The sequence below is a fragment of the Paenibacillus sp. LT-B23 genome (assembly GCF_059417685.1).
This window is the reverse complement of record NZ_JBSQBM010000003.1, coordinates 402,492-428,539: the sequence shown is the minus strand read 5'-3', so window position 1 is coordinate 428,539 and position 26,048 is coordinate 402,492. Positions and strand designations below refer to the sequence as shown.

At 46.2% G+C, this 26,048-nt stretch carries 20 protein-coding genes and 2 CRISPR repeat arrays; of the genes, 2 read left to right on the top strand and 18 right to left on the bottom strand.

The window, feature by feature from the left end; translation table 11 throughout:
- Positions 1 to 31: 31 nt before the first annotated feature.
- Positions 32 to 886: a CRISPR direct-repeat array (repeat unit 34 nt; unit sequence AATTTCAATCCACGCACTCCATACAGAGTGCGAC).
- A gap of 181 nt (positions 887 to 1,067) precedes the next feature.
- The 16 genes from cas2 to ACWXW9_RS06775 form a co-directional block, all read right to left on the bottom strand.
- A complete protein-coding gene (cas2, locus tag ACWXW9_RS06850; RefSeq protein WP_494928815.1) occupies positions 1,068 to 1,358 on the bottom strand; it encodes a CRISPR-associated endonuclease Cas2 in 291 nt (96 codons plus the stop codon).
- An 8-nt stretch (positions 1,359 to 1,366) separates the two neighbouring features.
- Positions 1,367 to 2,398, bottom strand: coding sequence for a type I-C CRISPR-associated endonuclease Cas1c (gene cas1c, locus ACWXW9_RS06845; protein ID WP_494928798.1), 1,032 nt, complete (start codon positions 2,396 to 2,398; stop codon positions 1,367 to 1,369).
- Positions 2,395 to 3,054, bottom strand: a complete 660-nt coding sequence (gene cas4 / locus ACWXW9_RS06840) for a CRISPR-associated protein Cas4 (protein WP_494928797.1) — start codon at positions 3,052 to 3,054, stop codon at positions 2,395 to 2,397. Before cas4 ends, cas1c begins: the two co-directional genes overlap by 4 nt.
- Positions 3,041 to 3,907, bottom strand: a complete 867-nt coding sequence (cas7c, locus tag ACWXW9_RS06835; RefSeq protein ID WP_494928796.1) for a type I-C CRISPR-associated protein Cas7/Csd2 — start codon at positions 3,905 to 3,907, stop codon at positions 3,041 to 3,043. Before cas7c ends, cas4 begins: the two co-directional genes overlap by 14 nt.
- A gap of 14 nt (positions 3,908 to 3,921) precedes the next feature.
- Entirely contained in the window at positions 3,922 to 5,862 is a 1,941-nt protein-coding gene (gene cas8c / locus ACWXW9_RS06830) for a type I-C CRISPR-associated protein Cas8c/Csd1 (RefSeq protein WP_494928795.1), read from the bottom strand.
- Positions 5,859 to 6,581: a type I-C CRISPR-associated protein Cas5c gene (gene cas5c, locus ACWXW9_RS06825; protein ID WP_494928794.1), complete on the bottom strand. Its 723-nt coding sequence runs from the start codon at positions 6,579 to 6,581 to the stop codon at positions 5,859 to 5,861. The genes cas8c and cas5c overlap by 4 nt, the downstream gene beginning before the upstream one ends.
- Before the next feature lie 210 nt (positions 6,582 to 6,791).
- The gene (cas3, locus tag ACWXW9_RS06820; protein WP_494928793.1) at positions 6,792 to 9,212 is read right to left on the bottom strand and encodes a CRISPR-associated helicase Cas3'; all 2,421 of its coding nucleotides are present in this window, start codon (positions 9,210 to 9,212) and stop codon (positions 6,792 to 6,794) included.
- Between the two features lie 377 nt (positions 9,213 to 9,589).
- A CRISPR array of direct repeats spans positions 9,590 to 11,963; the repeat unit is 32 nt; unit sequence ATTTCAATCCACGCACTCATATAGAGTGCGAC.
- A 245-nt stretch (positions 11,964 to 12,208) separates the two neighbouring features.
- Positions 12,209 to 13,018, bottom strand: coding sequence for an SDR family oxidoreductase (locus tag ACWXW9_RS06815; protein WP_283655697.1), 810 nt, complete (start codon positions 13,016 to 13,018; stop codon positions 12,209 to 12,211).
- Between the two features lie 249 nt (positions 13,019 to 13,267).
- On the bottom strand, positions 13,268 to 14,104 hold the full coding sequence (locus tag ACWXW9_RS06810) for a hypothetical protein (RefSeq protein ID WP_494928792.1): 837 nt from the start codon (positions 14,102 to 14,104) through the stop codon (positions 13,268 to 13,270).
- A gap of 12 nt (positions 14,105 to 14,116) precedes the next feature.
- Positions 14,117 to 14,869: a vWA domain-containing protein gene (locus ACWXW9_RS06805; protein WP_025685035.1), complete on the bottom strand. Its 753-nt coding sequence runs from the start codon at positions 14,867 to 14,869 to the stop codon at positions 14,117 to 14,119.
- Positions 14,870 to 14,945: 76 nt separating this feature from the next.
- Entirely contained in the window at positions 14,946 to 16,970 is a 2,025-nt protein-coding gene (locus tag ACWXW9_RS06800) for a hypothetical protein (protein WP_494928791.1), read from the bottom strand.
- 207 nt (positions 16,971 to 17,177) lie between these two features.
- The gene (locus ACWXW9_RS06795; RefSeq protein ID WP_013309990.1) at positions 17,178 to 17,453 is read right to left on the bottom strand and encodes a WXG100 family type VII secretion target; all 276 of its coding nucleotides are present in this window, start codon (positions 17,451 to 17,453) and stop codon (positions 17,178 to 17,180) included.
- Positions 17,454 to 17,697: 244 nt separating this feature from the next.
- The gene (locus tag ACWXW9_RS06790) at positions 17,698 to 18,234 is read right to left on the bottom strand and encodes a WXG100 family type VII secretion target (protein ID WP_494928790.1); all 537 of its coding nucleotides are present in this window, start codon (positions 18,232 to 18,234) and stop codon (positions 17,698 to 17,700) included.
- A 5-nt stretch (positions 18,235 to 18,239) separates the two neighbouring features.
- Entirely contained in the window at positions 18,240 to 19,082 is an 843-nt protein-coding gene (locus ACWXW9_RS06785; RefSeq protein ID WP_494928789.1) for a hypothetical protein, read from the bottom strand.
- Positions 19,083 to 19,098: 16 nt separating this feature from the next.
- Positions 19,099 to 23,094 carry a type VII secretion protein EssC gene (gene essC / locus ACWXW9_RS06780; protein WP_494928788.1) on the bottom strand — a complete coding sequence of 1,332 codons (3,996 nt, stop codon included), beginning with the start codon at positions 23,092 to 23,094 and terminating at the stop codon, positions 19,099 to 19,101.
- Between the two features lie 67 nt (positions 23,095 to 23,161).
- Positions 23,162 to 23,482 carry a hypothetical protein gene (locus tag ACWXW9_RS06775; RefSeq protein WP_025685030.1) on the bottom strand — a complete coding sequence of 107 codons (321 nt, stop codon included), beginning with the start codon at positions 23,480 to 23,482 and terminating at the stop codon, positions 23,162 to 23,164.
- A 391-nt stretch (positions 23,483 to 23,873) separates the two neighbouring features.
- Between ACWXW9_RS06775 and ACWXW9_RS06770 the strand changes: the two genes are divergently transcribed.
- Positions 23,874 to 24,113, top strand: coding sequence for a hypothetical protein (locus ACWXW9_RS06770; RefSeq protein ID WP_081473730.1), 240 nt, complete (start codon positions 23,874 to 23,876; stop codon positions 24,111 to 24,113).
- Positions 24,114 to 24,239: 126 nt separating this feature from the next.
- Here ACWXW9_RS06770 and ACWXW9_RS06765 read toward each other — a convergent pair whose 3' ends face one another.
- The gene (locus tag ACWXW9_RS06765; RefSeq protein WP_200893384.1) at positions 24,240 to 24,392 is read right to left on the bottom strand and encodes a hypothetical protein; all 153 of its coding nucleotides are present in this window, start codon (positions 24,390 to 24,392) and stop codon (positions 24,240 to 24,242) included.
- A 216-nt stretch (positions 24,393 to 24,608) separates the two neighbouring features.
- On the opposite strand from ACWXW9_RS06765, the gene ACWXW9_RS06760 reads away from it, so the two are divergent.
- Positions 24,609 to 25,628 (top strand): flagellar motor protein MotB, encoded by a 1,020-nt coding sequence (locus ACWXW9_RS06760; protein ID WP_494928787.1) that lies wholly within the window; start codon positions 24,609 to 24,611, stop codon positions 25,626 to 25,628.
- A 43-nt stretch (positions 25,629 to 25,671) separates the two neighbouring features.
- Here the strand turns inward: ACWXW9_RS06760 and ACWXW9_RS06755 are convergent, their stop codons facing one another.
- Positions 25,672 to 26,010 carry a L,D-transpeptidase gene (locus ACWXW9_RS06755; protein ID WP_431089324.1) on the bottom strand — a complete coding sequence of 113 codons (339 nt, stop codon included), beginning with the start codon at positions 26,008 to 26,010 and terminating at the stop codon, positions 25,672 to 25,674.
- Between the last annotated feature and the right edge of the window lie 38 nt (positions 26,011 to 26,048).

The window sequence follows — 26,048 nt, the reverse complement described above, 5'->3', positions numbered from 1 at the left end:
CGTTTATGTCTGATTACGCCGCGCCGTTTTCGATTTCAATCCACGCACTCCATACAGAGTGCGACGGTGGCGCTCGTCGCAGTATCCTTAAAGGTGGTGATATTTCAATCCACGCACTCCATACAGAGTGCGACTAAATCTCTGCCCATAAGAACTGGCTTTTAAAATATTTCAATCCACGCACTCCATACAGAGTGCGACTTATAATCGCGAAGCTAAACAGTTAGAGTCTACAATTTCAATCCACGCACTCCATACAGAGTGCGACCGGAATAAGCAAAGCAGTCATGCACTCTCGGGGAATTTCAATCCACGCACTCCATACAGAGTGCGACATGACCGCAACTGAGCGTCTTGAGGCGGAAAAAGCAATTTCAATCCACGCACTCCATACAGAGTGCGACGAGGGTTTAACGTGCCAAAAACACATTTTGATGCAATTATTTCAATCCACGCACTCCATACAGAGTGCGACGCTTTCCATCACAGGGCAAGAAAGTCAAATCTGATATTTCAATCCACGCACTCCATACAGAGTGCGACCGGCTTAATTTGACTAGGTAAGCCGTCAAGACTAGAATTTCAATCCACGCACTCCATACAGAGTGCGACCTTATTAGCATTCATGCGGTTTACCTCATCACGATAATTTCAATCCACGCACTCCATACAGAGTGCGACTGGTATGGATTGCTGCGCTGATAAGTAAGCCTTAAGATTTCAATCCACGCACTCCATACAGAGTGCGACTAATACGGAGGTGACAACTCACCATGTTTAAAATATTTCAATCCACGCACTCCATACAGAGTGCGACTATATAGTGTCCGCTATGCCCTTACCCTGATGTTCTATTTCAATCCACGCACTCCATACAGAGTGCGACAGCGAAAATACAGAAATTGATACCCTAATGATATCAATTCCATACATTTTCGCAAAAAATGATGCTAAAAAAGTTTGAATCCACCCTTGACTTCTATTATAGAAAGTGGATTCTAATCCTTTTCGACAAATTTCGAGGTGCGAAGGATCCGGGGTTTTTATGTGAGCTTCACATTCGCACCTTACAGAATCAGCGGGCTTTCCATATCGTAAGCTTCTTTTGCACCCATATGCTCTACTTTCTTTTTATAGTTATCTCCTAAATTGTAGAAACGCAGGCTGTCTTCTTTTTTGTCGATCAATTCTTCTAATTCATACTTCAAACGGCGAAACTGGGCCGAATCCAAAATGCACTCAAACACGGAATTTTGCACCCTTTGTCCGTGATCTACACACTTTTTCGCAACCTTGGCCAGTCTTTTTCTGCCTTCCCTGTCCACTGTGCTTACATCATACGTAATTAGGATTAGCAAGATCACACCTACTTCCACAAAAATGGAGGGTACTCGTCCAAATCTCCTCGAATATATCTAGCCAAGAGCAAAGCCTGTGAATAGGGCACAAGCCCCCAAGACATTTTCTCATTCAAATAAGGATGAATAATCTTTTCCTGTTTGCGTTCCTGCCATGCCTTCAATACTATTTTTCTCGTGTCATCGTCCATAATCACAGCGCCATTTTCTTTTTTGTAAAATCCTTTGCCATGAATCAACTTTTTGTTAATCAATGTAAGGACAAAACGGTCTGCATATACTCCACGAAGTTCTTCCATAACATCCAGTGCCAATGAAGCTCGCCCCGGACGATCTCTATGCAGAAAACCTACATAAGCATCCAATCCGACAGCTTCCAGTGCAGATTTCATATCGTTGGACAGAAGTGTATAGGCAAAAGATAATAAAGCATTGACATTATCCAACGGCGGACGTTTATTGCGTCCATGGAAGTAAAAATCCTTCTTTTGCTGCAAAATCAGCTCATCAAAAACCGAATTGTACTGTACAGCCGCCGCACCCTCCAAACCACGCAAAATGTCCAGGTCCTCCACTTCACGGACTTGCTGCATGGCCCCTGCTAAAGAAGCAGTCACCTTTTTCATTCGATCAGCGTCAATACGTAGGGGATAGTCCCTTGTCGCTCGCTCCAAAATCCATTTATTATTATATATCTTGCCTATAATCATATTTCTGGCTACAAGAGCACTTCTTTGGTCATCATCGGAAATCCGATACTGTTCTTTTCGGAGTACCACATTTCCACGGCTCTCTCCGATCACACGTGCCAAGAAGCGTCCAGTTCGCGTCATAAAGGTTAAATCTATATTGCGTGATGCACAAGCACCCATCAGTCCCGGACTTACCCCTGCATAGCCAAAAGTACATACAGCTTCCAGGTTATGCAACGGGTAGCGTGCCAGAATGGCCTCTTCTTGTTTGATAACGATATTGTCCCCATCCAGTGACAAGTACGTATCCGGCAAGGTAACAAACAACGTATTCAGTAATTTTTTCATTCAGCTATCCTGCTTTCAATGAAACTGGAAACAGACCTTTTATTCAAAATTTCCGGCACACATATGTGCTGAAGCGAGCAGCTTTGGCAATGTGGCCCTGCTTTGGCTTTAGGTGTATGGTTTCGCTCAAAATAATGCCGCATTTCCTGCAAGCTTGTTCGCACCCGTTCACGGTCAGCAGCAGTGATCATGACCTCTACCCGATGCTTGATCTCATCGTAATAAAAGTAGCCTTTTGAAATATCACACACGAGCATTTCTTCAAGACACATCACTTGTGCGACTAACTGAGAATGATCTGAATCATTTCGTTTGGGTTTGCCACGCTTGTACTCCACAGGAAAAGGAAGGTACGTACCTTCCTCCCCTGCCAGCGGAACCCCATGACCATCACGTACAAACTCTACGACGTCACAGATTCCAGTAATACCAAGCTCTCTGGAATGTACGGGTAATGCGCGCACGACGAGTTTATCGCCTCTTTTTTCACGAATCATGGGCTGATCGGCTTTTCGGTGTAAATGATCTCCCTCGATCGTCCGCACATTTTCTTCCCATTGCTGCTCAATGTGAATTAACGCCCACTGCCTTCTACAGAAATTAAAATGCTGAATACCGGATAGCAGCAAATAATCCTCTTCGTTATAGCCCTGCATACTCTTGAACCGTTAAGTCCTCCAGCGGTTGAACCGTGCATACGTAATCCTCAAAAGACCTCGCTTCGCTCACATCTTTATTTAGCTGAATTTGTAGTGAACGATGGACTTTAGCCGAAGAATATTGCCCTAATTTGGAATTATGCTCCCACCAGTACAGATGATGAACTTCCATACTCCCATCAGGACGTGCGGAAGAGGTATCATTTTCGAACAGTGTTCTTAAAGCTTCCCGAATTTTCTCTGCATCCTCATAGGTAAATCCGGTTTTTTCCGCCAATTGTGTATTTATACTTCCATAAAAAACATAGACGCCAAAATCAACCCTGTGCTTCATCCCCATCGTATCAGAGCTTTTCTTATTAGGGTCCTTCGGGGTTACTGCGTTGACGCTCTTGGTAATTTGCATACTGGAAATATCAATAGGAGCAAGGCTTACCGCCGTATGTATGGACACAGGTCCACGAATGCCCAGGGATATATCCTCTTTGGTAAAAGCAAATACTTGCCCAAAACTTCGTACATCAATCCAAGACTTGCAGGCTGCTTGGGCGTAAAGCTCATTGTTTTGCTTTTTGCCCTTACCAAATTCCTGTACTTCCGCATTAGCGTCTACACGTTCTTTAATGCTGCGGTAAGCATCCACACGTCTCTCATCGGATTGTACAAGAATGGATTCCCCCATATCTTGTAGACGATTACGGATTTTGCGTTTGATACATACATCGGAAATTTCACCGTAACCGTCATAATTTTGGCGCGGACGATTGCCATTCAACGGATCACCGTTCGGGTTAGCATTACGGACTGACAGTACAACGGCAAAATCAATTTTATGGTCAAGTACACTCATTTATATAATCTCTCCTAGTCGTGACTTTTTTGATCTTGATCTTCGTCTTGATCTGCATTATTCGTTGCTTCCTTGTCTTTCTTACTTGTGTACAAATCGTGGCGTTGATTAGAAAATCCAAGCAGGTATTTACCACTTAATTGTTTATCTGAAAAATCATTTGGCTTGAACTGAATACATACCTCGTCTAACAGACGATTATAAAACTCTGCTTTTCCACCCAGTTTAACCATATATGGCTGAATATTAGCTTGAATAATAGCCCATGTTCGTTTCGGACGCTGAGCAAAAACATTCATATAACGTATGGCGTTTGTAGCACGTCTATTTTCTCTACCTGCTGCTCTTTTCTCGCGCTCCAGCTCTCTGCTTTCCAGCACATCGGCAATTGCCAGAAGTCTTCCAAATAAATAACTTCGATCATCATTTTCAATATTCAAATCCAATCCGAATTCCTCCTCACATGTTTTATTCACTAAAGCGCAGGTGATACTCAACGTCTTCTCCCACTCCCATTCATCCAAGCCCACTGGATTCGAGGCACGATTAACCGCACTGCGTACAATATCAAGCGGAATTTTTCGTCCGTCAACAATGCATGGAAGCATCCGTTCAATTAAACCTTTGACAATCTTATCATTCGCTCGTGGACCGTAGGCTGCAAAGGCAATATCTCCCGTTGCAGGTGCTCCAATAAAGGTAATGTTCTTGTTATCTGCACTTTTCCGATACCGATGTTGCCAGTAACAGGTTTCGTGCCAAGCTTGTAACCGATCCAGAAACATCTCCTTGTTCAGATCACGGTAATATACCATTGCCAGCCGCCCCGGTGTCGCCGCATCCAATACCATAATGATGACATTGGAGGCATAATCGCCATCATAACGATAACCGCCAATGGCGCGACGCACTTGATTAGCAAATTCCTTATGAGTGCTGTCTCCTCCTGTCGGCTCTTCATCCTCATCTTGATACAGGCTGAACGTATCACCGAGCGGATCAGGCACATCCAGACTTTCTATTCCCCACACAAGGAAAACTCTACCGTCCACAGTAATCCCTTGGCGTTCGATCAGCCACTTTAAGGCATTGTGAGCCTTCTGGGATACTTCGTAGCTTACCGTCGCCGCATCGCGGCTGCTACGAAATCGTCCCCGATAGGTGAAGCCGTCAGAATCATTCGCTGAAATCAGCTTGGATTTGTCAGCGGAGTTGCGGATGCGCGAAGTATGTTTGTCTGCATAGGGCAACAGTTCACCCGATACATAGCATAAGTCTATTTCCTTTAAGCTCATCTCATAAAACTGGATAAAAGATTGCTGAACAGATGGGTCACGCCATAGTCTGGATTCTACTTCCCCTGGCACCTGAACGGCGAAGCGAACAAAAGCAGCGCTTTGATCGGAGACGATTACTTTGAAAATCTCAGGCTTTTCCCCACGCTCCGCTTCCAGCGCTGCCGTCCATTTTTCAATTAACTTTCCCTGATCGTCAACCGAGAGCACTTTGTCCCGAATGAGATCGGTTATCAGATTTCCTTTAGCGAGATATTCATGAACACACTTTACCTTCGGGTGCCCATAAGGAGATTCGCACCAGGAACGCAATTGCTTCATATAATCCTTGTGTGGCGTTCCTTTTACTTCGCCGCAATATTGTACAAAGTCGCCTGCCACATAGACGAGCTTGTCAAAGAGCGGATACGGAACTGGAGCGCTTGTCCGACTAGCAGAAGCTTCCGTACATGGAATAATAGTGCTTCCCTCGTTTTTGTCTAGGACTCTGGCTGAAAGATAATTGCCCTTTCCGTCCAAATTAACCTCAATGTGAGCGCTCTGTGTCGTATGAGATACCGGGATTAACGCGTATTCGCGATCATTTTTCTTTTTCTCAAATTGCCCGACAGCATGCGTATGATTTTCATACGTTTTATATAAATTCGCTAGCCAGCTCATTCACTTCCCCCATCCACGAACATTTCTTCGTACAGGCTGTCCACACCTTGCAGGTTGGCAGAGCTGAACGCTTTCACTGCCCCCTCACCTGTCTTACGTATCAGTGTGCACTCCTCAGGACGAATAAAGCGGATTACGCCATGTTGCATTTTGGCCCTCCAAAGTCGGGTTTCCCGTTCTTTTCGACCGGTTTCATCCGGATAGCTGATTCCATGCACCATTGTGCCGAAATCAATTTCAGGAACCTCATCGTAGTCACCCGCTCCTTCGCCGAAAACACAGGGTTCAACGTAGCCTTGGCATTCACGGGTACCCAGAAAAATATCTCTGCGTCCTCCGGCCTTGACTGCTCGTTTAGCGATGTTGTGATGTTTAAATTCGTTGCGGTCGTAAATGAGATCTTCACGATGAGGGTTAAATTCGAAATGCGCCCGGACCTGATAACGAACGTCTTTTAGATAGGTGTAGTAGGCCAAGGTATTTCCCCCACTATATTCAATAGGGCGAACCCCTTTCGATTCGGTCTGGAAAACATTCATAACTCGAACCTCGTCAACAACCCACGTTAATGTCGGCTTCCAGTAGATACTTTCCACAATCCCCTTTAAGCTCTGATAGCTAGGAACCTGATATGAAAATTTTTCGCCCCCGAGCTTGGTTAATGGGTCTGTGAAAAGGCCGTATCTCCCGAACACCTCAAATTCAATTTGATTTCGCATTTTCATCCTCCCTTCTTATAAAGGATCATTTATAAAATAAAAATTCACATTCTCAACATATACTATATTCCAAATAAATACAAGCAACATTTTGCAGATTGATTGTATTTCTCATCCTGTGCTACACTTAATTTGTCGCTGAGAAGTGTGGATTGAAAATTATAGAGGATTATTTGAATGCCCGCCTTTGGCGGGTTTTCTCTTTCTATCTTAAAATATAGCATCCGGCCATTTGCCTTCACCCTCTGTTTCAACTCCAAATTGCTGCGAATAAGCCGGTTTTCGTAATGCCAGCACATGACCGTGTAATAAAGGATACAGATCACCGCTTTTCTCCAGCTTCCTTAGTTCAGGGTCATAGATGTTAATCACATAGGGTTGCAGCTTCCGTAATAGCCCCCCTAATTCGCTGCTATCCAGTTCGCCATTAAAATCCAGAATTAACTCTTCTGCTTCGTCATTATAGGGCGCCAACACTGATGTAGTCTTGTTACTGATGACCTCAAAATATTGCTCGGCAGTCGCTAAGGATGGGCGACTTAGAATCTCGGGATTTTTACGGCACTTTTTCTTATATGCTCCATAATAGTCCTTGTTTGCGCTCAACAAGTCGAACAAATTTTTTTCCAGCTTGGAGATGGGATAATCCATTTCTTCTTTAATATAGTGGTAGTAATATTCAAAATAGGCTTTCATCGCTGATGTAGATAATAAATTATGGTCAAATCTTTGCGGCTCCTGCTCAAACTCATTTAATATACGCTCTGTCTGTTCCTTGCCGATCCGAATTTCAGGCAACCTTGAAAGATCCTCGTCGGCCGATTTAATGATGTACACATACCGTAGCTCATCTTTGCCATGTCGGTTGCATCTGCCTGCTGCCTGCGCAATGGAGTCCAGCCCGGACAGTGATCGAATAACGCATTCAAAGCTGATATTCACGCCCGCTTCAATAAGCTGCGTGCTGACGCAGATGACACGCTCTTTTGCCTCAAGGGCCCGTTTTAGTTCAGACAACACATCTTTACGATGAGCCGCGCACATATTCGTACTCAAATGAAATAACCTTACACCACCTTCTCCCAATCCCTCACGTTGGTGTAGTTGGTCAAATAGCTTGCGTACAGCCGTTTTGGTGTTCAGAATCACAAGTAAACTGTTAACTTCCTCCATCTGTTCTTGAACAAAGTCCGCCAGTTCCTCGGCTCCCCACCCTAATGTCGTTGTGCGATTCACCACCTCTACCCGTTTGAAGCTTTTGCCCACATCATCCAGATTTTCGATGATCTCGGCATGTTCGGAAAAATGAAGTTTATGCTTTACAAAATCAAGGGCAGGCTGCGTTGCTGTACAAAGCAACAAACTGGATCCACCCAAAATGTGCAAAAAATTTAGTGCCGCGTTGAATAAAGAAATACATTTCACAGGTACCGACTGAACTTCGTCAAAAATAATGACTGAATTCGACAACTGATGCAATCTTCGTACATTACGCGTACCTTTCGCATAGAAGGTATTCAGAAACTGAACCATAGTCGTGAAAACAATCGGACGATCCCAAGTATCTCTTGCTAACTTTATCTTTTTCTGATGCGCGTCATAGTCTTCGTTCTCAAGCTCATCTTCTCCCTCAATTACGTTAGAGTGATGCTCCAAAATCATGTCGTCTTCCTGCAAAATACCTCTGATTTCCGCAGCATTTTGCTCAATGATTGTTGTGTAAGGGACAATGTAAATGATTCGATCTTTGTTAAAGGTCATCGCATGTTTAAGCGCATACCGCAAGCTCGCCAGTGTTTTGCCCCCGCCTGTAGGAATGGATAGCGTGTATATACCAGATGGTCGTAGTGCAAAAGCGTCACATTGCCGGGACATCTCACGTCTTAAGCGATTAATTGGCTCTTCCGAGTCACTATCGTTCTCAAGTGTCTCTAGCATGTTTGTCAAAGCACCATAACTTCTTTTAAAAAACGAATGACTATCCAGAGGTTGCTCCGGTTCTTCATCCTCTTCAAACTGCCGGGTATTGGTTCGGTCCGCATCAATGAGGCAACTAAATGTGTACTTCATAAGAAGTGAAGCAGCAATAGAAGGAAGTTTATGCTGTTTAATAAGGCCTAAATAATGTTCTAGTTCCTTCTTAGCTTCAGAAAAGTATTGATCCAGCTCATGTTGTGGAACATGCTCAAAAAATTCAGATACTGTTTGCTCAAACTCTTCCAAGTCTTTGGAAACGCGTTTAAAAAAGGGAGAATTCAGTTCGGGATCAATAAAGTCCCGTAACCCTTGGTGATGTGAAATGATACAATTTCCGATCCATTCTGCGGCAACCTTGTCATGAATGGAAGAGGAATGATGATAACGGTCAAAGAGTAATTTACCACCAGCTGTTGAATGATCTACAGAACCTCTATGTGGAGGTGCATCCGGATTAGCCACAGCTTCTTGAATATACGTTTTGAATTCGTTTGTATTTTTCCCTAAATCATGTAGCCAACCCGCCAGTCCAGCCAGATGACCGACACCAATTTTCCCTCCATAACGCTCACAACTCTCTTTCACTTCCTGTAAATGATCTCTCACTGTCTGAATACGTCCGTCTTTCTGACGAATGTGAGCTATATATTTCATTTAAAGCGCCTCCTGAACCAAGTCTTTTATACTAATTAAACAATAAAGAAGGCACAAAGACTTATTTACTTTTACCTTTATTTCGACATTGATTGGCAAAAACCTCCCAATAAAATCAAATTTCCCAATAAAATTCACCAATACAAGAAATCATTGTATCAGAGCAAAAGACTATGCAGAGAGGTCGGACATGTACAACAGGCTTTCATTCATCCTGTATAAAACAAGAAATCCCCAGAGCTTTCCTCTGAGGATTCATAAAATATAGACCGAACTTAAATGTAAGATGCGAGTTCCCCTCGCTGTTATCTTGAGCTTCCTGAATTGTCGATTGAATCTGCCCGGTCCTTGCTTTTGAAGCTGACAGACTTTTTCTATGTTTAATCCACGCACTCATATAGAGTGCGACTCTTCAAGCAAATCCTATAGACCAGTCCTTTTATATTTCAATCCACGCATTCATATAGAGTGCGACATTTTTTCTTTCCGCCAGTAACGGCACCTGGATAATTTCAATCCACGCACTCATACAGAGTGCGACCTCGGTGTGAGCGTGTTTCTTTACGTGATCGAGATTTCAATCCACGCACTCATACAGAGTGCGACTGGAACGGCAGTGGTGAGACAGTTGGTATATCTAGGAATTTCAATCCACGCACTCATATAGAGTGCGACGGGATGCTCTGTATGTAGAAATTGAGCGTCTACGTAAAATTTCAATCCACGCACTCATATAGAGTGCGACTGATTGAGCAATTTAAAGCCGAGGGTCGTGACCATTTCAATCCACGCACTCATATAGAGTGCGACTGTAGATGTTTCAGAGCAGCTTGCACGAATTCGAATTTCAATCCACGCACTCATATAGAGTGCGACGACGTTTCAAGCGAAAATAATTAAACAATATTCGCAATTTCAATCCACGCACTCATATAGAGTGCGACACAGGCGCAACCCTCGTGCCTGCCGGGATTATAATTTCAATCCACGCACTCATATAGAGTGCGACGACGATGTAACTTTAGCAATCATAGACATACCCGATTATTTCAATCCACGCACTCATATAGAGTGCGACTGTCAAGGTTATTATACCCGGAGGTGTTTAAAATATTTCAATCCACGCACTCATATAGAGTGCGACGTTGGTAATCTACAACTTTACCTGATGCGCTAACAATTTCAATCCACGCACTCATATAGAGTGCGACGTGAACATTGTACTGTAACCATGCAACAACGTATTGATTTCAATCCACGCACTCATATAGAGTGCGACCAGGTAGTTGCATGACTCCTGGATCACCTTTAATATTTCAATCCACGCACTCATATAGAGTGCGACGTGAGATTGCAGTAGCTGCGGCAGAAAACGAACTGATTTCAATCCACGCACTCATATAGAGTGCGACGGAGAGCGCCCGTATTACTCCTAGTCAACCAAAGGGATTTCAATCCACGCACTCATATAGAGTGCGACTCTGTGCCAATCTCGACTATCATCCATACCATCGATTTCAATCCACGCACTCATATAGAGTGCGACCCACTGCGTTGGTTGATTCAGGACGTTTAAACGGATTTCAATCCACGCACTCATATAGAGTGCGACCATGTTCCAGTATATCACCAGGCTGGCATCCAAAATTTCAATCCACGCACTCATATAGAGTGCGACGTGAAGGACAGACTTCAATCTTCGATTTTATGTATTTCAATCCACGCACTCATATAGAGTGCGACAGGCCGTCACGGTTCGCAAATACGCTACGGCTTTAGAATTTCAATCCACGCACTCATATAGAGTGCGACCGGTGCCTGAATTTGGCGGTCAGGCGGCTCAGGCATTTCAATCCACGCACTCATATAGAGTGCGACTGATGAATTTTTATCCGATGTTAACCCCAACTGGAATTTCAATCCACGCACTCATATAGAGTGCGACTACATCTTTTTTTGTCAGACTTGCGTCCATTGCGATTTCAATCCACGCACTCATATAGAGTGCGACCATGCGAGGTGATCAGAGCACCATGCTATCGCGTTGATTTCAATCCACGCACTCATATAGAGTGCGACATTCTCTCTCCTCGCTCTCTAAGATTACACTTTGCTATTTCAATCCACGCACTCATATAGAGTGCGACCGTAAAGGAGGTGAGTAATACGGCACATCAAACGATTTCAATCCACGCACTCATATAGAGTGCGACTTACAAATAGGAGTTTATGGTATTAAATGATCACATATTTCAATCCACGCACTCATATAGAGTGCGACTCAATTTTTCGCAAATAACTGCAATTAGTAACATATTTCAATCCACGCACTCATATAGAGTGCGACAGAATAAGGGAGCTCATAAAAATGCGGCTATTCGATTTCAATCCACGCACTCATATAGAGTGCGACTTGCCACGGACGGAGCGCGAAGCCGAAACATTTTTAATTTCAATCCACGCACTCATATAGAGTGCGACTAGTCGGGATAATGCAGTTGCAATCACAAAGCTGATTTCAATCCACGCACTCATATAGAGTGCGACAACGAATTTTTCCGCGCTGCCATCGGAATGAATAGATTTCAATCCACGCACTCATATAGAGTGCGACCGTACACCTTCCGATTAAGGGGCGTATTAGCAGTACGATTTCAATCCACGCACTCATATAGAGTGCGACTGGTATGGATTGCTGCGCTGATAAGTAAGCCTTAAGATTTCAATCCACGCACTCATATAGAGTGCGACAGCGAAAATACAGCAATTCATACTCTAATGATATCAATTCCATACATTTTAGCAAAAAACGATGCTAAAAAAGCTCCAATCAACCATTGACTTCTACCGAAGAAATCTGATTTGAATGATTTTCGACAAATTTCGAGGTGCGAAGGACCCGGGGTTTTTATGTGAGCTTCACATTCGCACCTTAACCAAGACGTTACACTCAGGATACCACAAAACATTTTTCCCTCACAGAGAATTCTCTAGCACTAAAATAATAAGGATTCCGCCCCGTCAATCACAATTTGCGCACCAGTAATATGACGCGAATGATCGGAAGCCAAGAATGTCACCAAATCAGCTACCTGCTCGGGTTGACCGGGCCCATCAGCCAACGGCTGCCCTCCTTCGGGAAACTGAACGGGGATGGTAATCTGTTTTAACCTTTCGGATTTCTCCGTTGTTTCATCAATATTTGTCGAAATGGCTCCGGGATAGATGACATTGACACGAATACGAAACTTGGCTAGCTCCAGCGCAGCCATTTTAGCAAACCCGGTTTGGCCTGCCTTAGATGTACTGTAGGCTGACATCCCAAAGCTGGTAAAGCGCTGATTTCCATTAATGGAGCTGGTAATGATAATGCTGCCGCCACCGTTTTTTTTCAAATGCGGTACGGTATACTTCACCGTCAGGAAAGTACCATCCAGATTCGTAGACAGCGTCTGCCGCCAATCCTCGATGCTCAAATCCTCAATCGGTCCGACCACCCCGTTAATCCCCGCATTGGCAAAAATGATATGCAGCCCGCCAAACAGCTCAACCGCTTCCAAAACGGCTTTTTCCACACGCACCGGATCGGCAATATCCACGTCAAAAGCCCGAGCGGCACCTTCACGTATGGCATTAATCTCTCTCTCCGTCTCTACAATCCGTTCATTACTGACATCAAAAAGTGCGACATTTGCTCCCTCTCTGGCCATTTGAATAGCCGTTGCCTTGCCAATACCAGAACCGGCCCCCGTGATCAGAGCCGTTTTGCCTTCAAAGCGCGCGCCTCCTGCCAATGTGTAGCTCATATGTATCGCTCCCTTTCAGTATCCTGTATAATCACAAGATTACCCAAAAAGGTATACTTTATAATCACCATTTTTGCGCATTTTTTGCTATTCCTTTGCGATATTCGAGAAAAGGACCAATCATACACCCATTATCGCACCTTTTCTTCTCCTTTCTTGTTGACCTTTAGTTTCTTTCTATGTATTCATCAAAAAAGGACGTTATACAGCCATCAGTATATGGATGCATACGTCCTTTCCTTATTCCGTTTACCACTGCAATTCAATAAATGCAGCATCATCATCAAGCCCTCCGGTATGGGAGGCGTCCAGCAAAACCTGTATCTGCTCATCAGGGACAGGCTCACGAATAGGGTCCAAATCGGATAACCCGTCACTGTATACCTGTAATCTCATCGACATATCTGCGGGTATGCTTCTTTCGTACCAATGAGGTTTACCTCCAATCGGCCCACGGCTTGTGGACCAGCGTTCCGCTGTAGAGAAGGTATGATCAAATAATTGGCTGATCTCCTCCGAACCGTTCCATAGCCGCAATCGTGAATCTCCTTGCCAGGCAAGTCTGAGACGCCCGTGGGTACCGCGCTTCGGTAGCTCGATTTTACCGCAAATATACATCGACTGGCTTCCCTGACGGCGTTTATCCTCTAGCACCGAACGCATCAACCCCGATTCATGATGCAGAGGCTGCCGATCCAGTTCCTCCGCAGCCGTGCCTGCCAAACGTTCGAGGTACAGCCCCAGCTTATCGGCAGACAGATCCTGCCCCTGTTCCATCCAATCCAGCAAAGAGGAACCCAAATAGCGTGCTGCAAAATCTCCCTGGTAACTAAGTCCGACACCATCACACAGAACAAAACAACAGACAGATTTATGAATGCTCACTGCGGCGAAATCCTGTCCGCTTTCACCCATACTGGCAGATTCGGCAGACCTTCCGTAACCATAACGGCACATAAAGCGGCTATGATGCGTCGATAGTGGCTGATCGCCCGTCTGAGAGCTGATGTAGGCAAAATGCTGTGCCAGCCGTGCATTCATTCCCTTCCTTTTGCTCGTAGGGAGCAGAGACAGCAGTGGATTCATGCGTTTACCTCCTTACCGTACAGGCGTTGCGGCCGACATTTGAAAACCGATGGACACCAGTTCCGGACAGGTTCCGGGCAGCATCATAACTGCTCCCTCACCTAGCTGATAATCTGCCTCAAACAGCATTTCCCGATAGCTTTCAGGAAGTACAGAAGACATATTACGCAATTTCACAGCATGTTCATCCTGTAACGGCGTATTATGCGTAAGACCTTTCCAGCGGCGGGGGTCCTGAATAGGCGTTTCCAGTAATCTGTCCGATAAAAATATATTTTCCACCAGTACATTGCCGTCCGGTACGCTCATGCTCATAATACGCTTCGCAATCGGTTCCGGATCATCACCTGTGGAAACACCATCTGTCATATGACAAACCAAAGGCGCAGGACAATCCTGCATCCCCGGCAGCTCCGCCTGTAAAATACGTTCGGCTTGCAAGAAAGCTTTTGCTGAATCTGAAAACCGTTTGGGTGTCAAATCGGGCAACGAGCCAATCGCCGCAATTTCATCAATCCCCTTCACACCGTTGAGCAGATCATATACGTCGTCACTATAGGCCAAAATCGCAATCCGGTAGCGTGCAGTCAGCCGATTCCCTTTAGTTGAACGGAAAACCATCTGCCGGATCGCCAGTGATATGGCTTCATAGACAACATCAATTCGCCGCCGCCCCTCCATGAGCATGTTCATTGACGCGCTAATGTCAATCAGGTAAATGATCAGGGCGGGGGTACGCTGAGAAGCCTGTATGGTATAATTCATCGTTTGCACACGCTCCCCTCAGTTACCTTTTATCATCTTGTGCCACTTCATCCAAGATATGAAAATATGAAAAAAATTAAATTTTAGGCAGTCTAAAATTCGTATCGCTTAAAAAGTTATAGATAGAGGAAGCCCGGTACCCGACTTCGCCTACCGAACGATAATAGGAAGAATTACTTTCGTACAACGCTCTAAAACGATTGGCAAAACCCTTCGCCTTCGCCGTGCTTCCGCCCTCCTGAGAAGCATAAGCCTTGTTATACAGGGAAATAAGCTGGAGAACATTTTGTTTGTTACTTGCATGAATTGATGCTTTTTGCTTTTGCTTCGCCTCTGCCGCCGCCTTACGTGCTGCCTCTTCCTGCGCTGCGCGGGCAGCCTCGTTCTTTTTCCAGGCTAAATATTTTTCGTATTTCGCCTGCTGATCATACGCTTTCTGCTTTGCCAGCTTGGCGGCCGCCTGCTTGTTTTGTTCCTTTTGAGCAAGGTAGGCTTCATATTTGACTTGCTGAGCTACAATGGCCTGTTGTTTTTTCTGCTCTTCCTGCTGCTTTTGGGCAGCAAGAGCCTGTTGTTTGGCCTGCTGCTCAGCTTCCTGCCGCTGCTTCTCCGTCAGTGCCTTTTGAGAGGCCTCCTGCTCGGCAGCCAGCTTCGCTTTCGCCGCCTTTGCGGCTTCTTCCTGCTTGGTTGCCTCGATTTGCCGCTGATTGGACTGATCAGCCAGAATATTCACGGCTGGAATGCCAACAGCCAGCAGAACGACAGCCGCCGCCGTTGTCACAATGAACGTTTTGGAGCGGAACCAGGCTGCTGATTTTTCAGGCTGCTCAGGCGGCTTGGGGTTCAACTGCTCCTCCAGCCCCATAATGGCAGCCGATACCTCCACATGCAGAGGGCTGCCGTCTTCTACAAAATGATACAATGACCGATATACCTCTAGGGCCGCAGCAGGCTTGTTTTGCTTCTCCAGTTCACGCGCCTGCCGGAACAGCTTGTCCGTCACCCCGCGCTCTCCTTGCTCCTCGACCGCCTGGTTCAGTATCGCAGCTTGTTCCGCTTGGAGCGGTGCAACCAAGGAGGATGCGGCTTCCCCGGACTCGCCAGTAGCTAATGCTGCTGCCTCTGTCGCCTCGGGTTCCACCGTCTCTACTTCAACAGGAATCTCTTGCTCGGTAAGTGCATTGAGTACAACCAGCCATTCACCAAAGGTAGGGCAACTGCTCAGATCCTGACTGTCCCAGGCACGGCTAAACAGCTCCACCACTTTGCTTCCCCAACGGGCTTCCAGCGACTTGCGTAAAATATAATAACGTTCGCAAGGCGTCTGCATTTCATGCTGGTCAAAATAACTTTCGCCCCACGCTTTATCGACCACCACACGGTCTGACCATCCCAGCATTTCGCCGATAATAATGGCCCCTGCAAAACGATCCGCATACGCGCTCCATAATCCGCTGTGAACGGTTCGGTGCGCAGCATACCCCGGCGAACCCGCCAATAGAGCATCCGGACGATCCATTTTGGTACTGTACATTTGTTCCACATCGACCAATTCTACAGCTGATGTGCCTTCAGGCAGTTCCACTTCAGAAAAAAACGGAAGCATGACATTCGGCGCAGATAAATCACAGTGCGCTAGTCCTTTTTGCTCCATAGCTGAACCGATCCCTGCCAGCGCCCGGGCCAAAGCCAGACTATCGGAAGCCTCAAGCTGCTGCTGAGCTGTGAGACAATCGAACCATGTCGTCCCATGAATCCATGGCATCAGCACTGCATATAACAAATCAGGCTGCTCGGCGATCAGACTTCCGTTTCTTTCTGGAGTGAGCACATCACGCTTGCATACCTGCAAACCGGGAATATCCCCGTACGCTTCCATATGCTCAGATTGATAAACCATAGCCGGGATACGGAACTTTGGAAAAAACACTTTAAGGGCTTTAGCCTCATGCGGCGCTCCGCTTTTGGCATTGAGCTGGTATACGATCCCCTGCCGCCCTGCTTGAGCATAAGCCAAACCGGGTGCAACAGGATGTCGCCCAATCACATAGGCTGAGCCGTTTATGATCAATTCGTCTCCCGGATTCGGTTGAAAAGACATGCAACATCCCTCTCCTTACATCGTTCAGTATGCTAGTTTCCTCACCCTATTATATATAATCTGTGGATGGCAAGAAAACCGGGTGTCCGAAGATCGCCCGGTTTTTCCTGATAACCACTATACCAAATGTACAAACCATAAGAAATGGTTCAACCATATTGCTTCTTCATAGAGTGGTATATTATAAGGTGATGCTTATCACGCATCTTACTTCGTTTGGTCAACAGTACGGAATTTGTTAGCGATAGCCGTCAGTTCCTGGCTGATGCTGTTCAAAGTCGTTACGAAAGCTTGCATTTGTTTGCTGGCTTCCTGAAACTCTTGAAAGAAGCGTTGTTTGGTCATACCTTCCCATTGACCTTCCATACCTGAGATGGATTGTGTCAAGCTGGAAACGATCTGCTGGCTTTGTTCACCGCTTTGTTTAAATTGGTTAGCTACCTGATCAACCTGTTCCGGGGTAATTAAAATACGTCCTGCCATATTATGAATCCTCCTTGATGATAACTAAATGTTTTGTTTAACTTGTTCAAATTGTACTATGTTTATTTAATTTCCTACAAAAGGCGAAGGTCCTAATTGTATCAACCCCACTTTTTGACTATAAAACAGCACCTAACAGCATAATATCAATTGAAGTAGCACCCAATAAGTCCCAAGAAATCAGGATTCTATGAACTGAATGTATAGGAACCTCACATCTAAACATGAGAGTCCCGGGAATCTACTAAGCGACAGGCTGATCCCTAACTATAGCCGGGTCAGCAAAATACCATTCCTGAGGGTTGCTGGAAGATGCCTGCTTCAAAATATCCTGATTCAGTGTACCTGCATCCGACGACTGTACACCAGCAATGGCATGCACGACAGACAGCGGGTCCGAAATCGGACCACTTCCTTCCGAAGGTTGCCCGGGCAAAATAGACGGTGACTGCTGATTCGACCAATCAAGCATCGTGACTGGCCGTCCTAATGGTTGGCTGGCAAATGACAGAATCGTATGATAGTTGTGGTCAACAGACTGAAACTGTTCTGCCTTTCGATTCAGTTGTGTACCTGATGTATGGAGATAAGCATGAATCTGCTCCGACATCCGTTTGGCCTGCATCCAATGATTCAAGACCGACTCACGCGCAGATACATCCCAATCAAGCGATTGTAACGCCTGCTCCAACCCTGCTGTTAACTGTTGAATTTGCTCCGCCGCATGCTGTAGCTGCCCGCTAAGCCCCCGAAGCACATCCGGTTCAACTCGAATGCGCATATCCATCACCCTTCTTCTGTCACTTCTTCTGTCACTGCCGACTGTCTCAACCAATTCAATAATAAATCCACAAACTGATCTCTTGATGCCATGGCTGCAATAAGCCAATCTCCGTTGCCATTAGAGCTCATACGAAATATCCAGTTCATCGTTGGACACAGGACAAAGGCAACCCGCTGTGATTCCCACTCCCTGCCGTTCCAGACCAGTAATTGCAGTTCTCCTTCGGCCATACGGGAACTCAATGACTGGGCAAGTCTCGCAGAACCTTCTGCATCTCCACTCGCCTCGGTCAGTTTGCTGTTAATCTGAGAAACACTGTCTCCTGCAGATTGCTTGTAAATTTCATTAAATGCCTGCTTGGAGAACATGAGCGCAGGAGATTCAGGCACGAGCCGATCTACCCAGCCCATTTTATCAATCAATGTCTCGCAAGCCTTCTCCACGTTACCCAGATCATACAGGCGGTACTCATCGGGTTCATCAACGGATTTTACTAGCTCCACGACACGCTCGTTCGTGCAATGGAGGTAACCTTCGAACTGCTTGCCGCCCCGCGCATAGCGTATGCGGCAAGCACGGTTAGATAATCCCGCGATAGCAACCCTCGAAAAAACGGTAGGGGGCATTGCCAACTCAGTACCCTCATCTACTCGCTTTAGATAACCCTTTTCCAGAAGAGAGGCTTTTACCTGCTCCCACTCTTCCGCCAACTCTTCTGCCAGATAGCCCTTAAACGGATCTTCCACCCCAAGCAGCCTGTCAGAACCCAATACGCCTGCCAGGAAAAACAGTTCCTTCGACTTGAGGGTTATTAACTTCTGCTTGGAAGCTTGAAACGTTAACATTATGAGCCACCTCCCTTCAAACTACAACATGCCATCGGTCACGAATTTTCGTTATCCAATCCTCACAGCTCACTTGCTCTGAGAAGGGAATTGCCGCTTTTATCCTGGTAAATTTGCGCCGTACGTAGTATCCCTGCCCAGGGGGCAGGACTTTTAGGCCACCAGCGGCGGCATTCGCTTCTGAATAGGGGATACGAAAGAACGATAAATCATTCGAATCCAGTGTTCCGAAAAGCATGCCGCTTTGACTTGCCTTAACATCATTAAACCAGTCCACGCCAAAGGTTGGGAAATCAGATGGCACGCCCGAGAGCACGACATGCACGTTGCGATCACGTCCCAACCGCACAATGGCAGAAAGCTGATCCTTTATCGTAAAATCGTTCAATTGCTTGCTTAGCATATCCGCATCATCAATGACCAGCAGCAATTCGGGATCATTTCCGTCCTTGTTCCTCTGTTGAACGATATCATAAATTTGCTGTACCAAAGGTCCAAGCTCTTCCTCGCTTTCAGCAGCAGCTTTGACATGAGGAAGATGTCGCAATCGGGATAATCCCCCGCCTCCATAGCGGGTGTCAACTGTATAGACTTCCAATTGACTCGGCGATGTGTAATAAGCCAGCGAAATGATCCAGCTCATGAGGAAAGAGGTTTTCCCTCCCTCCATAGGACTGCCCACGATAAAATTAGGACCTTCCTTGAGATTCAGTAAGAAAGGCTCCAGATCGTCGCTCTGTAGCCCTACAGGCACCTCATAAGGAAGCGCGCCCGAAGGCCCACTCGTCCCGTCCCACTGCTGAAGCAGTTCCGCCAACGGGATTCGCTCGGGCAACGGAAGAATGGCTGGGGCGTTCTTGCCCTTCCATTCCTGTACGATGCCCGCGATATTGCGGCGCAACCGCGCTGAACGCTCCGTTTCATCTTCTCCGGGTGAAGGCAACGCCGTCTGGAACTCCAGCGGCGGGATATGCCCTTTAACCAAAGCCCGGCCCGGGATTAGAGGCCCTGGTGTTTTGGCTGGTCGTCCTACCGCATAATAATAATCACTCGGATCAGACATTTCAAAGGAAACGGCGTTCGGAATATTACTTCGGAACTTCTCAAACACATCGGTAATCCGATTCGCTGTAATAATAAATGTAATGCCGAGACTTCCACCTTCACGCAAAAGAGATTCCAGCAACTCATTTTCATCTGGATAAGCATTACGGAAATTAAGGTAGCCGTCAATGACCACGATAATTTGCGGCACATCCTCAACAACAGAATGTCGATAAGAGCTTATCGTTTTGACACCAGCTTCGGAGATCATGTCCTTGCGTACAGCCACCAGCTTGAAAAGATAGCGGAACAACCGCTTGATTCGGTCATCCTCCTCTGCCATCATAACAGCACCGATCTGGGGAAGTTCCCCAAAGTCGCGCATCGTTCGACCCATATCAATGATATAACCGTTCCAACGATTCGCATGAAAACGCTGAGCCATTGACATCAGCATTGTCTGCAAAAAGGTCGTTTTACCCATGCCCGGCATACCGTACACTGCCCAATGACCATGATCCAGCGATGCATAAATCGGCTCCTGTCGCTGGTTCGGCAAATCATCAACCAGACCCATGACCGCCTTCAGCTCTCGAGGCGCTGTTGTACTGTCCGTTTCGGCGCATGGAGACAAATCAGTTAAATCCAGCAATTCAGGCAGCGGCGGAAGCCACGGTCCCTGAAGCCGTTCGATCCCTGCCTTGGCAGCTTCTTCTGCAATATAATCAATGAATATCTGGAGCTGTTTGGGAGCTTCTTCTCCTTTTAAGCCTGAGCTTGCCCGTTCGCCGCCAGTCAGCAGTGCTTCACGCTTGCCGTTCAGTCTAACCTCATGCACAGGAAGTGCGGAAGAAATATCGCTGTTGCCTACATACGGCGCACCGCTCCAGGCAAACTGCATCTCTTCAAACACCTCATCACTACCGACCTGAAAATACCCTCGTCCCGGCTTCGTGATCCACGCAGCATTCGGTATTTTCAACATATCACGGCTGTCGCCTTCGCTCTGCACCCGTAAGCAGATACGGAATCTGGAGTTACTCCAGATTTTATCGTCCACCACGCCGGCAGGCTTTTGAGTCGCCAAAATCAGATGGACACCCAATGTCCGCCCAATGGCGGCAATACTGATTAGCTCATCCATGAACTCAGGCTGATCCCGTTTTAATTGTGCAAATTCATCAATAATAATAACCAGATGAGGCAGCGGTTGTGCGTGCCGCTGCCGGAGCAATCTGTAATATTCATCAATATGCTGCAAATTGCCTGCATCGTTTAATATTTTCTGTCGGCGAACCAGTTCTGCTTTTAATGAAATTTTGGCGCGTTCGATCAAGTTATTATCCAAATTCGTAATCGTGCCTACTACATGAGGCAAATTAACGAACGTATTGGACATGCCGCCGCCCTTGTAGTCAATCAGCATAAATGCAAGATCATGCGGGTGAAACTCAGCAGCAAGGGAGGCTACGATAGACTGAATAACCTCACTTTTCCCCGAACCTGTCGTACCTGCGATCAAGCCGTGGGGACCGTGTCCCTGGCGCTCGATTTTATCATGCAGATTAATCATGATCTTCTTGCCGCCTGCCCGCACTCCCATAGGCACAGGCAAGGTATCAGGATGACGATTACGACGCCAACGCTCTGTCACGTCCAGTTCTTCCACACCCGCTACGCTCATCATATCGAACAGAGGCAGCACAGAGGGAATATCCGAAGCCGAGGAACGCTTCAAGCGAATAGGAGCCATATATCGTGCCAATGCATCTGCTTCTTCTCTCGACAGACGATCCGGTTTAAAGCTTTGCTGTTCAACCTCCGGTGACTCGGATTTGCGAGCATATACGCCCTGGTCCCTGGAAGCCTCCACGATTAGCTGACACTGCATCGGCAAAGCTTCCTTACGGGAAGCCAGCACGATGGTACACGCATCAATTGCTCGTCCGTCCTCCAACAGCAACGGAAGCAGCGGCTCTTCCTCAATTAGCTGGCTATCTGATAAAACAACAACATAACACGGGATTTCCATCCCTTTTCCATTACGTTCGTTGCGGTTGTTTTTACGGCGGTTCAATCTGGCAAACAGAAAGTCGGCCAATTGATGGGCACTGCTGCTGCGGTCTGACATCATCCGCCCGGTTCTGTCATCGTCCCACACATGCGGAAGCCAACGCATCCAATTCCATTCATTTTCTTCCCGCTCATCATAAAAGGAAGCCATTTTCACTTCATCCGGCGAGTGACGAACAGCCACCTGTGCCAGAATCACTCTTAATGCTGCCAGAGTGTGCTCTCGCTCTCCAACCAGCCCAACCACCTTGGATTGGAACAGCGGCAGGGCAATGGACGCAGCGTCCACCAGACGAAACTCTTCCCCAAGTTCATCTGCAGCCCCTAGCAATGGGTCTCGGTCATAGCCGTCCGGACGCGGGATTTGCAGCTTGATATGAAACGGAACTTGTCCGGTTCCAATACGCACTTGCAAAAAATCCTCGTCCTCCGGCGAGCGCTCCCAGAGAGAGCTATTACGGTTTTTGACGATTTGAGCGCAGATTTGCGGGTCACCGTGAATTTCATATAGCGTGCGAATTTGCTCTTCGCGTTTCAATTCAAGCTCTTCCCGATGCTTCTGGAGCTGTTCCCGATACATCCGATCACGTTCCTCCAGCTTGCGCTTGTATTCCTTCTTATTGTTCAAATACACGAAAAAAGGAATGGTATAGGATGTAAGCATCATGACCACAGTAACCATCTGAAACATCAGATAGTTACTGTTGCCCATCTTGCCTGTTTTGCTCATATATACGTAAAAACCAATCGTTACCAACGTCATCATTAACGGAATAAGTATAGATATAATGGAAAAAGACGGCTTGCTCGGCTCAGCCGGAGGCCGTAAAATCTCCAGCTTCTCCTCTCGGAGCGCCGGTCTTAATCTCGGGGAGCGCTGGTATAATACATTCAAGACAAAAGTCCCCCTTTTTGCTTACTATTTCATTTTACCAAGGTTTCATATAATTTCATGTGTGTATTTACCCATTTTTTTCACTTTGAAACAGCGAACGACGTCCATATACAGGAGCTTCGTCCCGGGTTGTCGAAAAAGCGCGCTGAATACGCACCGTACAGCCTTCCCGCAGACCCGCTCCTATCAACAGTTGGTCGTCATCCACTCTGAACCAAAGACCCTCCGGGAATTTTGCTTCCATAATATATTGCATTCCTTCCGCAGGAGGCTCACCAAAAATACGCACACCCAGCATCAGCTTCAAATGATCCACCGAGTATTCATCAGCCACCTCGATGTCAAACCACTCTGTTTCCTGTCGTCCCGAAAGCACGGTCAGGATCATCTGTCATCCCTCCCGATCCTTAATATATACAGTAAAGCTCACAAACAGCCTATTTTCTATGGAAATATGGCTATCGTAACTGTAGCATCCGCCTATTAGACTGTCAATTTGTTACAAACTACCCACTCGAGCTATAAAATCAAGACTTTAGTTTTATTTTTATATCTTAAAAGAGTCATATGAATCAATATATTATATTTTCATAGTTTTGCAGTATTCGCATATACGCCATTTTGTCGATGGATTAGAAGCAAATCTGATTGTTTGTAGAGTATTGTGAACACTTTGTAAATTTTTCAGACCTTTATGTTTTTATAAGGTGTTTTTAAGGTAATTTTAAGAAACGGGCTCTACAATAAAGCCATGAAATAACTCAAGCGAGGTGATTTTTGTGAGAACATTAATTACATTTCAAAACAAACGTATTCCCGTATACTTCAACCAAGAAAACAAACAACCTGTACAAAAAACATTAAAACTTCTAAGCAACACTTTGGAGAACAAAATCTCCAGAGGCAAGCGTGCCCTTCAAAAATGTCTTAACTCTTTGATCAGTATAGAAATTGTCGGTTGTGAAGCCATCCTGCATAGCGTTAGTGAAAATGATTCATTGGCACTGTCCCTCTACTAAGAGGGACTTTTTTTTGTTCCGAAATCATAGCAAAAAAGAGAGAGTGACTAGGCACTCTCTCCGTATCAGCGGCTTTGAAACATGATACATGTAACTAGCCGAACCTATCATTTTATAACAATCTGCTTATAGTATTCTTTTGCGATAACCTTTTTTGCCGCCTCGTTCCAACTTCTGCGCCTTCTCAATTCGTATTCTAAACAGTTCCAGTAAATTAGCGCGTGTATGCTCTTCCCGGCAGTTGTCCAGCTTTTTCAGGATAAAACGGTCAATGGACATATGACTCAGGCTCCTTTACAACATGCTGCCCCTGCTTTCCAAGGGGATGATCAGGCTATCCATTTTTAACCATTCTGCTTGTAGTTTAAACACGTAGGCACCCTGTTGGATAAAACAGGCAGGATTACACAACCTTTAAAAAGGGTAAATACATAAAGTTTCAAAGGATTGACCGCTTTAAATCTGGAAGCTATGAACAAGGAGCGAGCAGAAACTATGGAAAAGCACAGATTGGCTAAAATAGGCTGGATATTTTTATACACTTTGTTGTTGCTGACAATTCTGTCTGCATGTAGCAGAGAAAAAGCCTCTACTCGCAGTATGGCCCAACATGAGGCTGAGGCCCGCGCCTACACTGTTACTGGCAACCCAAACCAGAATACGTCCTCCCTAGATGAACGAGCTGCCAATCGCACTCCTGTACACCAACAAGGCAGCAGTTATGTCGAAATTTCAGGCGACGTAAATATAGACAGAAAAACCGTAAAGGTCACAGGGCGCTCCAACCTCCCCGCCGGAGCGCGGATTAAGGGTAATCTCGCGGTCAAAAACTCCCTGCTCACCGGGTACACGGACGAAGCAACTGTTCAAAAGGACGGAAGCTTTGTACTTCGTGTGCAACGGCCAGGCATACAGGGCAGCATGGATCTGACGGTTTTGTTCCGTCCGGCTGACCAAGACGACCCGATACGCAATCTTTACGGCAGCGGTGGTGAGAAATTGGAAGGCCCCTATGTATATCAATACGAAGAAAAGGAACAGCTTCGGCAAGAAGTCCGAATTGGCACTGAGTTTGATCCTGAGCAGGAACAAAGCACCCCGCTGGTTAAGCCTGTCTGGAACAAACCAAAGGATTACGGTAGCCCCAAAGTGTGGATCAAGCCGGATGTGAAGCAGGAAGGCAACTATTATCATGTATATGCACGCAGTAATTTGCTGGAAGGATCAGATGTCAAGCTCACTATTGATTTCCCGGGACGCTGGCAGTTCGGCTATGATGATCAAACCAAAGTCATGCCTGACGGCTCTTTCAGCATGAGGGTCAAAAAACCGAGCCTGGCTAATCGTTACACCATGGTTATAAGCTTCGAGCCTAACGAAGACATATGGGCGAATGCGAAACGAGTGTACGGAGCAAGCGGAGAACGCCTTTCGGGCACGCTAGTTAAATCCGCAGACGACAAAGAGGGCTCCAAACGGGTTGAAGCCCGTATCCCTATTCAACCCAAATCATAATTGGACAACACATGGCTTGCAGGGTAGTGTAACTTGTCGGTCACTAAGGCTGTATGGTGACCGGCGTGCCGATGCTAACCTTTTCCTGAAGCTCCAGCACATCCTTGTTCTGCATACGTATGCAACCATGCGACACCAGCTTGCCAATGGACCAAGGCGCATTGGTGCCGTGGATGCCATAATGTGGCTTGGACAGCCCCATCCAGAACGCTCCGAAGGGGCCGCCGGGATTGGGCTGTTTATTGATGATGGTAAATTGTCCGTGCGGTGTCTGTGTAGCGATTTTACCGATACCGACCGGATAACTAAGTACAGTCTGATCGCCATCTTTTAAATACAGACGACGATCCGACAAACTCACCACGATACTATAATTCGGCATATACTCACCCCTCTACAGGATATGCCGACCACACCGCA